This is a genomic window from Acetobacter oryzoeni, assembly GCF_004014775.2.
Lineage (GTDB): Bacteria > Pseudomonadota > Alphaproteobacteria > Acetobacterales > Acetobacteraceae > Acetobacter > Acetobacter oryzoeni.
This window is the reverse complement of the sequence record NZ_CP042808.1, coordinates 246,894-258,558: the sequence shown is the minus strand read 5'-3', so window position 1 is coordinate 258,558 and position 11,665 is coordinate 246,894. Positions and strand designations below refer to the sequence as shown.

Below are 11,665 nucleotides of genomic sequence, written 5' to 3'. Positions count from 1 at the left end.
GCCCAGACCGCGACAAAACCGCCTTAACGCACTACATGGAACAAAATGCGGGACAACGGGGTATGAGAAAGCACAATCACCACCAGCCCCAGCCCAATACCCACACGCCCGCCAATATAGGTGCATGCCTGAGAAAGTTCATCTCGGCTGGCCATATCCATAAACGGATCCAGCCCTTTATAATCAGCCAGTGCGCGCATACTCCGATAACGCGAAAGCGCATCTGCCCCTAATCCGGCACGGCTAAACTGCTGGGCGCTATAGTTATCCAAGTCTTCTTTACGAAATTGAATGGCCCCTGCCCGCTGAGAAACAGATTTAGGCCCACGCCCAAACATTTCAAGAAATCTGAGCCTACGGGTAGGAATACCCAAATATTCCGCAGCCTCTACACGCCCCAACACCTGCTGAAGCGGAAACATACAGACTGTCGCCTGCTCAGGCTCAGCCTGATAAGGAGGATGCGGCTCTTTCATAACTTAATAGAGTGCGAAAAAAGCCGCATCTGAGTCAATGCGTATGGGCCACCGCCAGCCTTGCGGCGAGAACAGGGCTGGAGGAGCCAGCCCTGTGCCTGTTACGCCGAATTAGGCCCGCAGTGGAGGAGCCATAAACTCTGGGCCTACCGGATCTTTGATATCCTTGGCCAAGATGGCATCAATAGCTTTCATGTCTTCTGCATCCAGCTTCCAGCCAAAGGCATCATCCACGCCTGCAATCTGTTCTGGCTTACGCGCACCCCACAACGCAATAGTTGGACCACGATCCAACACCCAGCGGATAGCCAGAGCCAACATGCTTTTGCCGTACTTGTTGGCAATGGCTTTAAGATCTTCCACCGCCTGCAAATACTGCCCAAAACGCGGCTGCTGGAACTTGGGGTCTGTTTTGCGCAGATCATCTCCTTCAAACTTCCGGTCTGCCGTCATGCGGCCAGAAAGCAGGCCACGGCACAGCGGACCATAAGCCAGCACAACCAGATTGTTCTTTTCTGCATACGGCAGAACATCGCGCTCTATTTCACGCTCAAACAGGTTGTATGGCGGCTGCACGGCAGAAACCGGGGCAAACTTGCGGAATTCATCCATCTGCGCAGGTGAGAAATTGCTCAGCCCCAAGGCTTTAACCTTGCCGCTTTTAACCAGATTTTCCAGAGCACGGGCTGTTTCTTCAAACGGCGTGCGCGTATCGGGCCAATGAACCTGATACAGATCAATATAATCTGTGCGCAAACGGCTTAAAGATTTTTCAACTTCTTCTTCAATCCGTGCTGGCCGACTATCCCTGAAAACCTTGCCGTCCTGCCAGTTCAGGCCAACCTTGGTGGCCAGAATAACGCGGCCACGTCGGCCCTCCAAAGCTTTACCAATAACTTCTTCAGAATGCCCAAATCCATAGACTGGTGCTGTATCAATCATATTGATACCAAGCTCCAGAGCTTCATCTATCGTCTTACTGGCGTTTGCATCATCTGCACCGCCCCACATGGAACCACCAATGGCCCACGTACCTAGCGCAATGCGAGAAGCAGGTTTGGCTATACCCGGAATGGCAATTGTATCTGCCGACATAAGATGCGCTCCTTGATAGCTGGTTTGTATTTTCCGTGCGCAACATCCACACGGTTATGGCTGTATTTAACACGCATTTTCTGCATTGGGGCAAAGGGAAAAAACAGCCCAATCCCTTTTACGCAGATAAGGGTTGACCAGCATTCATGACCTTCTACACTTCCCGATCATGAAAACATCATGCCATTCCTGTCTCCCCCGCTCCGGTGTTCTTGCTATTGTACGCAGGCAGAATAATTTTTTGCTTGTTCGGCGCGCCAATGCACCAGATGCCGGGTTATGGGGTTTCCCGGGAGGACGGATTGAACCGGGAGAAACAATTTTCCATGCCGCAGAACGTGAATTATTAGAAGAAACATCCTTACCTGCAAAAGCAACTTCTGTAATAGATGCATTTGACAGCTTGCATTATGATACCGATGGAAAACTGGCGTTCCATTACATCATTCTTGCCGTAAGATGTGAGGAGCACGAACACACCCAGAACCCGGTACAGGCTGGTGATGATGCCTTGGAAGCACGCTGGTTTTCCTATCAGGACATCAGCACATTAGGGGCACGTGCCAGCGCACGGCTGCATAGTCTGGCACGTCAGATTCTGAAAATGGAAGATCCGACTCACCTCATCTGACGTGCAGATATCATTCAGGAAATTTCTAAAATTTCCTTTATTGCTTTTACATAATTCTCTTGCGTGTTCTCTGTAGAAATCCGCTTGAGTTCACGCACATGCACTTTTTCCCACATCTGCTTGTCTTCATACAGTCGGACAATGGCATCTGCAAAACCCTGTGCGTCTGAGATACTGGCGCACAGCATATCTTCACCCGGCACCCATCCAACCTGCTCACACAAGATATCCGTTGCTACAATAGGAATACCATGTGCTGCGGCTTCGTGCAGTTTGTAGGGAATGCCCGCCGCATATCGGGTTGGTGCCACAAATACTCGGTGGCTATTGTAAACAGGGGTTACATCCTCTACCCGCCCCGTCACCACAACGCGTGGATTGTTAAGAAGCGGCGTAAGATCAACACGCGGGTTTACATAGCCACAAACTGTAAACTTAACATCCTCTGGCAAACGATCATCCAGCAATGGCAACACTTCTCCGCTAAACCAGGCAAGAGAATCTACATTAGGTGAATCCTGATCGTGCATAGCCCCCAGAAAAAGAATATTCCGACGCTCTTCCCATCCGGGAGACCATGTTGAAGCATTTTGCAAATGCCCAAGAACATGAACATTCGAAAAACCATGCGCATTAAGGATTTTTGAATCCTTGCTGTTCACTGCAATAATTTTTTCAGCCATGAACAGATGTCTGAATTCGTGCTTCAGAAGATCATCTACTGTGTTTTCTGGCGTTTGCCCCCGTAATTCCATTTTACGGTACTCACGCGGGGCCGATACGGCTTCAGTATCAATAATCACCATTGTGCCTGTTAGGGCATCAGCACAATCCATCAGCACTGGGGCCAGACGGTCTGCATTATGCGTGCGTGCAATCCAGATAGCATCGTAATATCCGGCGCGGGATTTAATAAAATCTTCCAGTTCTGGCAGCTCCCTATCCCAGATCACCTCTGTCTGATCGGGAAAAGCCATGCAGATATCTTCCTGAGATTCTGTGGGTCTAAACACCGGATACACCGTTACCTGGCATCCTGCAGCAATCATGCTGCGCACAATATCATTTGAACGCGTAAAGCCTGACCCCAAAAACCGATAGGGTAATCTGTCTTCAATAAATAAAATGCGTTTCTGATCCTGCCTGCTGAAACGGGCCTTTATCAGCATTCTTGGGTTGTTCAGGCTTTTCTGGCGCAAATATGCTGTATGCTTACGGCGAAATACATCCTGATTGCGCGCTATCATGGAAGCACCGCTCATAAAACTGGATGTACCGTATTCATAATGCACCACAACCACCGAAGGGTCGTACACAACATCAAACCCAGCTTCATGAATACGCAGGCACAGATCTGTTTCTTCAAAATACGCTGGGGCATAATCCGTATCAAAGCCACCTAGTTGGCGCAGCAAAGATGTACGCACCATCAAAAATGCACCGGCGCAATAATCTACGGATCTTACAAAGTTAGCTTCTGGCACATCCGGCCGCTGGTCACGCAGATAACCGCACACAGAACCATCGCGCCAGACAATACTCCCTGCTTCCTGCAACAAGCCATTGGTGCGCACAAGTTTGCCACCAACGGCCCCTATTTTCATTTTGTAGCGTAGCCGTGCCAAGGCATTGCCAATGGCTTCTGGCATCAACTCTGTATCGTTATTCAGATAAAGCATGAATGGACCACGCACTTTTTCCAATGCGGCATTGCAACCCAACAAGAAACCAACATTGCCTGGAAAACGTACAACATCCAAACCACGCACATAACGTTCAATATGGCGCACACCATCTGTAGAACCAGAGTCCACCACAATAACCTGCATTTGGCCATTATAGTTGGCACGTAACGAGGCCAATGCGCTCATGGTCATGGCAAACAGGTTATGCGCTACAATAATAACGCTTAAATCTGGCACATCGTATGTGAAATCCAATGTCTGATTCAACAGAACAGGCAACCGAATTTGACACATTTCATGATAAAGCTTTTTGGAAAGAGCTTCGCTTTCCTTCAGCCCTGCCACATCATCTTCTAACCTGCCGTTATGGGCAATATAATGCGCGAATGCATCTGGGAAATCACCACGGGTAACTTCCTTTTGCACAACCGCATTACGATAGTAGCCTTCCAAATCAACATTGGCGCTTGGTTTACGCAGTTCATGCACACCATAACGTAAAAAATGTTCATAAAAATTACGGAAGTTTCCGCTTTCAACCGCACCACTTACATCATGGTTAACGCTGCCATAAAACTCTTCCGAAAAGTACGCGTTCGGATTGTAATCTGTTGGTGCGGAATTAGACAAATAATGGTGCAGGGCAGAAAGCCAACGCCCTGAATCCAGTTCCTTCCTGACATGTGGATAGGTTTCCAGATACCATTCAGGGTCAAAATACCAGGACAAACGGTGCCCATATCCCTGCTCAGGTTCCAGATTACGTACGCATTGTGCAAAAGCACCCAAGCCTTCAATACGTGCATGGCCGCTTTTGAGATACGCTGTTGGGTTAAAAAACCATGACCCCGTCAAAAACTGCTCATCACCCACATTTAGGTAATGATCATAAAGATTTCGAAATCCGGCTTCTTCCAATACCGCAGGTTGAAGAGCTGGCTGCTGTTTGAAATAGAATTCACGATCAAAAAGCCAGTGTGGATTATGGGAAGAAGAACCCGTGCGGCAATAATGGTCAAACCCAGATTGCCATTCACCTTTGCTTACGGCATCAGCAACAGCAGGATAACGCCGCAAATACCAATCTTCATCAAAATATGGATTGGGTGAATGGCGGAGCGCAGGCCCCTTTTCCCTATAAAATGCCTCTAATGCCTCTGCACCTTCAATACCCAGAAATTTCAGAACATCCTCATATTTTTCTGCGTACCATGTTGCGTCAAATACGCTCCAATCGATTTTTTTAATATTACCGCTTAAAGACATAGAGATATCCTGACATTTCATTCAGGCACACAGTATAAGATTTATACGTGGTGCTTCAACCGCTACAATACGGCAACGAAGTGACCACGCCTGCAACAATAAAAACCTAACACTTAAACTGTAATATTTAATGGAAAATACGACGCGTTACACGTTCCAGCTTTTTACGCCAGACCATAAAAATCCATAACACGGCAGCAGCATACAGGCCGCCCATTGCCGCCATGGAAACCGGAACCTCCGGCACCAGATACGTAGCTGCATCACAGGGTTTGGAAGGCAGCAAAGGCATGGATGCCAGACGCTCCGCCATAGTGTGCCCAGATATATGCGGCGCATGGCATGCCGGCAGTGGGCTTGGCCACCATTGCCACTCCACCCCTACATGGCAGATAGAAAGCCCGATATCTGCCACCATAAAAGGCACTGTTAACCACAAAAGCTGCCGTGTCACTTTATCTGGCAACATAGCAGCCACAATGGCTGTACCAAGCAGCAGGCGCCACGGCCAACGCTCCCACAGGCACAACTCGCACGGCATAATTTGCAAAACATGTTGGGTGTACCACACCACCCCCAGCGCCAATAATGCTGCACCTGCCAAAAATAGCGCCAGTGGCCGAGATGCGTGGCTCCCCCTCATTCAGACCGCACCTCTGCCAATGCCGTAATAAAAGAACGCGCCCAACTGCCAGCCGTAACACGCCAGACATCTGGCTTCAGCCGTTTCCACCGCACCTGTCTTTCTGAAAGAGACATGCTGAGTGATTTATGCAAGGCATCCGCCACTTCATCTGCATCATGCGGGTTTACCAAAAGCGCATCTTCCATTTCTGGCGCAGCACCAGCAAAACGGGAGAGAATAAGCACGCCGGGATCTTCCTCATCCTGAGCCGCGACATATTCCTTGGCAACCAGATTCATACCATCCCGCAAGGGCGTTACCAACGCTGCGCGAGAAAGGCGGAAAAACGGCGCCAACAGTTCACGCGGGACAGGGTGCGTGAGGTAGCGGATAGGAACCCAGTCAAAATCTCCATACGTGCCGTTAATATGGCCAACCACACCATCCAGTTCTTCACGCAGCATCTTGTATTCTGGCACACTGCCGCGAGAAACCGGGGTGATCTGAAGGTAAATAACCTTCCCGCGATATTCTGGGTATTTGCGCAAGAACGTTTCATACGCCCGAAAACGCTCTGGCAGCCCCTTGGAATAATCCATACGGTCCACGCCGATAATCAACGGCAGACCGCGCAGGCTTTTTTCAAGCTTCTGCACCTCCGGGTTATCCAAACCAGAAGAAGCCTGCTTCTGAAAACTTTCGGGGTCTATTCCAATAGGGAATACCCGTGCCTGCGCAGGCACACCCACAGCGGAAAAGCCTTCGTTAACATTCCGGGCATCGTCTTCTGTCTGCACACCCATCACATCATAGGCACGCAAAGACCGCATGAGCTTTTCTGCGCCCGGCAAGGCCCGCATCAAACTCCATGGTGGAAACGGAATGTGCAGGAAAAAGCCGATACGGCATTTTATGCCTAATTCACGCAGCGCAAGCCCAAGTGGGAATAGATGGTAATCATGCACCCATATCAAATCATCAGATTTCAATAAGGGAGCAAGTTTCTGCGCAAACATGGTGTTTACGGCATGATATGTATGCCTATCCTGCCGGCTATAATTCATTAACCCGGCGCGATAATGGCAAAGTGGCCAGAGGATTCCGTTGGAATACCCTTCGTAAAATCCATTATATTCAGACTGGGTGAGATCTACGGTGGCGTAGGTTACATTCTCCACCGTGTCTATGCTAACGCGCCGATCTTCCCCTTCATCATCTGGGATTTGTTGGCCGGACCACCCAAACCAAAGGCATTCCTGCCCTTGCACGGCATCACGCAGGGCAACAGCCAACCCTCCAGCAGGTTGAGCACGGTCGCGTACAGCCGGAACGCGATTGGAAACAATAACAAGACGCCCCATCCCTTATCGGCTCCCGCCTGTAAGGGAAGCCAGCCAGGCCCGAAAAATAGAAGGTGTTGGAAAATCAGATGGAATGCGCAGCCCCACGCCCCCCATTCTACGCACAGCGGCTATGGCATCTTCATCCGTTACGTCATCCCCTACAAACACAGGCTTTCTGCCCGTAAAGGGTGGACTTTCCATTAACAGGGAAACGGCATAGCCCTTATCAATTCCGGCAGGGCGAATTTCCCACGCCATTTTGGCCGGCAAAAGCAAGAATGTGCCTTTAGATTGCTTAACCCATTCATCCGCTGCCTTACGCAATGTTTCTGCAGCTTCTGGTGCGGCACGGTAATGCAGAACAAAACCGCCTTCTTTATGCTCTAAGCGTGTGCCCGGCAGTGTTGCCAGCAGATCTCGCGCTTGAGCTAGCCATTCAGGTGGGAGAGTAGGCAATGCTGCGCGTTCAATAGGGCCACCGGGGCGATGCCGAATGGCCACCCCGTGCTCACCCGCAACGGCAAAAGGCACATCGCCCAGAAAATGATCAATCTGATCAATCGGGCGGCCAGAAACAACGGCCAGGGCATCTCCACATGCTTCACGCAGGCGGCGCAGGCTATCAAGAAGCCCGTTTGGCACCACAACAGATTCTGGTGTGGGAGCAATATCAACCAGAGTACCGTCAAAATCGAGCAGAAAGGCAGTTTCATTCAACGGGGGTAGATGGAAACGGAAATCCTGCGCACCGAGAGAACCTAGCACGTTTGCACCTCAATTCTTGTTGTGATGGCCGGCCCTGATGACAAGACTGCTAGGCACTTGCAGCCAGACCACGATATTTTAACACGTTGCCGAACACCCCCTGCTTCGACAACCACCGATCTTACAGACCTGCCGCGCGGAACCGGCACAAAACTGAAACGGTTCCTTACCCAACGCTAATAAACGCCACCGGTTTCTTGTTTGTCTGGTATGGCATCGGGAATATCCGGGTTGCCTGCATGGTTGGAAGATGAATTATCACCCGTAGGTGCTGGGGCTGTGTCCGAACCAGATGTAGGCGGCGCAGCAGGTGCAACAGGCTTAGGCAATGGGGGTAACATAGGCTCTGTATCCGCCCCTTCGCACCGCACCATCCGCACATCGTAAACAGGGCTTTCAAACACGCCTAATGCAGGCTCTGCTGCCAGCATCCAGCCTTGAAAAGTAGCTCCGTTGGGATGTTTATCCTGTAAAGCTAGCCATGCTGCGGCATCGGGCGAAAGTGTAGGGGGACGTTGCAGACAACGTGAGGGCGTAATGTCCAGACTTTTATAATGCGCCGTTGTACCGACTGGCACAGAAAGAACTTCTACATGGGCATCCAGCCTGTCTAGCACCCTGACAACAGCTGTATTTTTACCTTGCCACGTATCAGGTGCGTAAACTGCCGGAGGTGCCAGAGCAGTACCGGCAGCCTGCGCCAGCATAGGCATTGCAGCCAGAACAACTCCACAGGCCACGGCTTTAGGTACTGTGCGCCTCATACTGCCTGCCCTCCGTTTTTAGGAGAAGCAAGGCTATCAACCATATCTTTCAAACGCGCCCGCATAAACTGCTCACTCACCCCCATCAGCATGGCATCCTCAAACGCATCGCGCACAATGTCCTGCACTTCCTGCCAGTTTTCTTCCAGAACACGCAGTTTTTCATGGCAGGTTATGGGGTCTCCATCATCCTGTGGCCAGAAGCGTGGCTTTTCCATGCTGTTTGTTTCCCGGCTTCAATTTTGAATTAACGGATTTTTATGTCTGTTTCAGGGCAGATCATTCCCGCCCGTGCCACCACCATTTGCAGGTGCTGCCTTGTTGGCACGTGTGAGGGTATCCGTAACCGAGAAAATAAACTTGCTGAGCAACTGCTCCAGACTGATGGAGCCCTGTGTCTGCCCAACTGTTTCACCGGGTTTAAGGGTTTTGTCATCCCCACCGGGGGAGAGGGCAATATACTTGCCACCCAGCAGGCTATCACTGGTGATAATAGCTGCCGTATCATCTGAAAGATGAATATCGGACCGCACAGTGAAGGTGACATGCGCCTTAAAGGTGTGCGGATCTACGGTTTCACGCACCACCTGCCCGACTGTCACGCCTGCCAGCCGCACGTCAGAGCCAATATCCAGCCCGTCTATGTGCGTAAAATCAGCATTAAGCTGGTAACCGGTTGTGTCTGTCTTGCGGCCTTCGCCCACCACGGCAGCCACCAGCATGCCGCCAATAGCCACCAACACAAAAGTGCCTGTAAGCAGTTCTGTAAGACTACGCCGAGATTTTTCTGCCATTGCTGAAGCCATAAGCCGCATCGCACTCCCTGTATTGCCTGTTCGGTTTAGCAGGAAATGCGCAGCAGATCACGCATCAGGTGTCCATGCCTCGTAATCTCCCGTTGCGGGAGGGTGCTGACCAGTGGAATACAGGCTTCCCGGTGGCCTGTAAGCTTGTGCCGTACCTGTCATATTTGGCTTATGCGGAAGCTGCCACGGCTTGCGTTCTTCTGCCGGAATAGGCGCATCCAGCGTGTGGTGCAGCCACCCCCACCATTCTGGCGGCACGGCAGAAGGATCCTCCCCTTTCAGGTAGATCACCCAGCGTTCGGGCCGTTCCACCCCACCACCCTGACGGGCCGGGCCTGTTGATTCGTAATAGCAGCGGCCATCGGCATCCTTGCCAACCAGCCGCCCCTTCCGGCGCGTATGCAGCCATGTTCCAAAGTTTGCCATGTTGTGGATGATAGGACTCCGCGCCATGCCCGGTCCATGAAATATGCACGTGTTTCCGATCAACTGCGCTCGAGCAGCCGGTATTGGGACGGGAAACACAACCTCACAAAAAGTTATCCCCCATATCCTCATTATGCAGAGTGTTAACTGCCTTTTGGCTGCACGATTCCGGGTTCCGACGCGATAGGCGGAAACGATAAACTGCCCGCATGAACGCAACAGCCAGACGCCACTGGAATGGCGTGCTGATGAGCACGCTAGAGGCCGCAGCAGACCCGGACGCTCCCCTTCGCTCCGTTACGCTGCCCGCAGAATGGGATACAGATGCCGCAACGGCATTGGCCCAGCTTGTACCAGGAGATGAAGCGCTGGATCTGCCCAGCCTTGCCTCCCGCTGGATTGATGCGCTGGCACCAGATGATGCCACGGCCCGATCTTTGGTGTGGATGCTGCTTACGCGGCAGGCCGCCCCAACAGAAGCCGTATGGCATTGCCGTTTTGACCGTCCGCCGGGCTTTATTGTTAATCTGGCGGCCTTTGTTTCCCCCGGTGAAGGGTTTGCTGCGCGCACGTTTGTTGCGGCTCTGCGGCTGATCTGTTCCGTATTGCGCCATGCCGCCAGCACGCTGGCCAACCAGCGCAATGGGGAACTGCCGCTGCCAGATTTATTTGCACCAGAACAAACAGAAGCAGCCCCCACTGCACCTGCCGATACGCTTGCCCCCACCCCTTTGGCTGGTGATATTCTGCTAACCAATCTGGACGCATGCCTTGCAGGCGTTGGGCTGGATTATGATAGCGAAGATGGCCGTGCCGCCGCATGCGCCATAGCTGCTCTGGCCACACTCACTGCCCATGCTGGCCGTGGGCCGGAATCTCTCCCGTTGCCACCAGTGCGCACCGTTCTGCCCGGATTGGGGGAAACCCTGCGCGCTGTCTGGAACGAAGCAGCAGTGGAAACAGAAACGCCGTTGGCCCCGATTGAAACCGGCTTTTCTGCCTCCAACCCGATAGACGGGCTTTTGGGGGTAGAAGCCTGCGGGCTGGCTCCGGCTTTTTCCATGTTGCGGCCAGATGGCAAACTTTCCAGAAGCGCTTTGCTGCGGTTGGAAGCACGCGGCTTTACGGTTGAAACCGCTTTGGCTGCGGCGCTGGCGGGTGAAACTGTTTTACCTCAACCCGGCCCTAACGCGCATTTGGCCATGTATCGCGCTCTGACTGGGTTTGTAGACCGCATGCCCGCCCGGCCAGAAGTGCAGAACCAGCCAATCCGCAACAAGCTGGAGCGTGGCATACGCCGCACTTTGCCCCCTCGGCACGGCGGTTTTACGCAAAAAACCACTATTGGTGGCCACCGGCTGTTCCTGCGCACGGGGGAATATGAAGATGGCACGCTGGGTGAACTCGCCCTTACCCCCACGCGGGAAAGCGGCATGGTGCGCGGGCTGATGGAAAGCCTGGGTGAAGCCGTGAGCATTGGCCTGCAATACGGCGCTCCGCTGGAAGCCTTTGTGGAAAACTTTGCCTACACCTGTTTTGGCCCGGCTGGCACGGTGGAGGGAGACCCGGTTGCCTCCTACGCCACATCCATGTTGGATTACGCCTTCCGCGCCTTATCAGACACGTATCTGGGTGTGCGGCTGCCAGATGGCCCGCACCAAGATGCACAATCTGACCCCGACCCGCTTCTGCCGCTGGACCTGCCAGAAGCAGATGATACGCCCCCCACCGGGCGCAAGCGCCGTAATCTGCGGCTTGTCTGCTAAAGGCATACGGTCCATTC

At 52.3% G+C, this 11,665-nt stretch carries 12 protein-coding genes; 2 read left to right on the top strand and 10 right to left on the bottom strand.

The genetic code is table 11. The annotated features are described in order from the left end of the window. Window positions 1–23: 23 nt before the first annotated feature. Together EOV40_RS01265 and EOV40_RS01260 are read right to left on the bottom strand one after the other, a co-directional pair. A complete protein-coding gene (locus tag EOV40_RS01265) occupies window positions 24–476 on the bottom strand; it encodes a hypothetical protein (RefSeq protein WP_128104814.1) in 453 nt (150 codons plus the stop codon). Window positions 477–587: 111 nt separating this feature from the next. Further along, window positions 588–1,571, bottom strand: a complete 984-nt coding sequence (locus EOV40_RS01260) for an aldo/keto reductase (RefSeq protein ID WP_003624799.1) — start codon at window positions 1,569–1,571, stop codon at window positions 588–590. A 133-nt stretch (window positions 1,572–1,704) separates the two neighbouring features. On the opposite strand from EOV40_RS01260, the gene EOV40_RS01255 reads away from it, so the two are divergent. Beyond that, window positions 1,705–2,202 carry an NUDIX hydrolase gene (locus EOV40_RS01255; RefSeq protein WP_208729230.1) on the top strand — a complete coding sequence of 166 codons (498 nt, stop codon included), beginning with the start codon at window positions 1,705–1,707 and terminating at the stop codon, window positions 2,200–2,202. A gap of 14 nt (window positions 2,203–2,216) precedes the next feature. Here EOV40_RS01255 and EOV40_RS01250 read toward each other — a convergent pair whose 3' ends face one another. The 8 genes from EOV40_RS01250 to EOV40_RS01215 all read right to left on the bottom strand — a co-directional run bounded on the left by EOV40_RS01250 (window position 2,217) and on the right by EOV40_RS01215 (window position 9,882). After that, entirely contained in the window at window positions 2,217–5,174 is a 2,958-nt protein-coding gene (locus EOV40_RS01250; protein ID WP_128104813.1) for a glycosyltransferase, read from the bottom strand. A gap of 106 nt (window positions 5,175–5,280) precedes the next feature. Beyond that, window positions 5,281–5,796, bottom strand: coding sequence for a disulfide bond formation protein B (locus tag EOV40_RS01245; RefSeq protein ID WP_128104812.1), 516 nt, complete (start codon window positions 5,794–5,796; stop codon window positions 5,281–5,283). Further along, complete coding sequence (locus tag EOV40_RS01240) at window positions 5,793–7,139, bottom strand: alpha,alpha-trehalose-phosphate synthase (UDP-forming) (protein WP_128104811.1); 1,347 nt, start codon at window positions 7,137–7,139, stop codon at window positions 5,793–5,795. Before EOV40_RS01240 ends, EOV40_RS01245 begins: the two co-directional genes overlap by 4 nt. A 3-nt stretch (window positions 7,140–7,142) precedes the next feature. Then, window positions 7,143–7,886, bottom strand: a complete 744-nt coding sequence (gene otsB / locus EOV40_RS01235; protein ID WP_128104810.1) for a trehalose-phosphatase — start codon at window positions 7,884–7,886, stop codon at window positions 7,143–7,145. Between the two features lie 176 nt (window positions 7,887–8,062). Further along, window positions 8,063–8,650: a DUF2155 domain-containing protein gene (locus EOV40_RS01230; RefSeq protein ID WP_128104809.1), complete on the bottom strand. Its 588-nt coding sequence runs from the start codon at window positions 8,648–8,650 to the stop codon at window positions 8,063–8,065. Next, on the bottom strand, window positions 8,647–8,868 hold the full coding sequence (locus EOV40_RS01225) for a hypothetical protein (RefSeq protein WP_050819075.1): 222 nt from the start codon (window positions 8,866–8,868) through the stop codon (window positions 8,647–8,649). Before EOV40_RS01225 ends, EOV40_RS01230 begins: the two co-directional genes overlap by 4 nt. Window positions 8,869–8,919: 51 nt before the next feature. Next, the gene (mlaD, locus tag EOV40_RS01220; RefSeq protein ID WP_128104808.1) at window positions 8,920–9,465 is read right to left on the bottom strand and encodes an outer membrane lipid asymmetry maintenance protein MlaD; all 546 of its coding nucleotides are present in this window, start codon (window positions 9,463–9,465) and stop codon (window positions 8,920–8,922) included. 48 nt (window positions 9,466–9,513) lie between these two features. Continuing rightward, window positions 9,514–9,882: an NADH:ubiquinone oxidoreductase subunit NDUFA12 gene (locus EOV40_RS01215; RefSeq protein ID WP_128106172.1), complete on the bottom strand. Its 369-nt coding sequence runs from the start codon at window positions 9,880–9,882 to the stop codon at window positions 9,514–9,516. Window positions 9,883–10,091: 209 nt separating this feature from the next. On the opposite strand from EOV40_RS01215, the gene EOV40_RS01210 reads away from it, so the two are divergent. After that, window positions 10,092–11,648, top strand: a complete 1,557-nt coding sequence (locus EOV40_RS01210; protein ID WP_128104807.1) for a TSCPD domain-containing protein — start codon at window positions 10,092–10,094, stop codon at window positions 11,646–11,648. Window positions 11,649–11,665 lie beyond the last annotated feature (17 nt).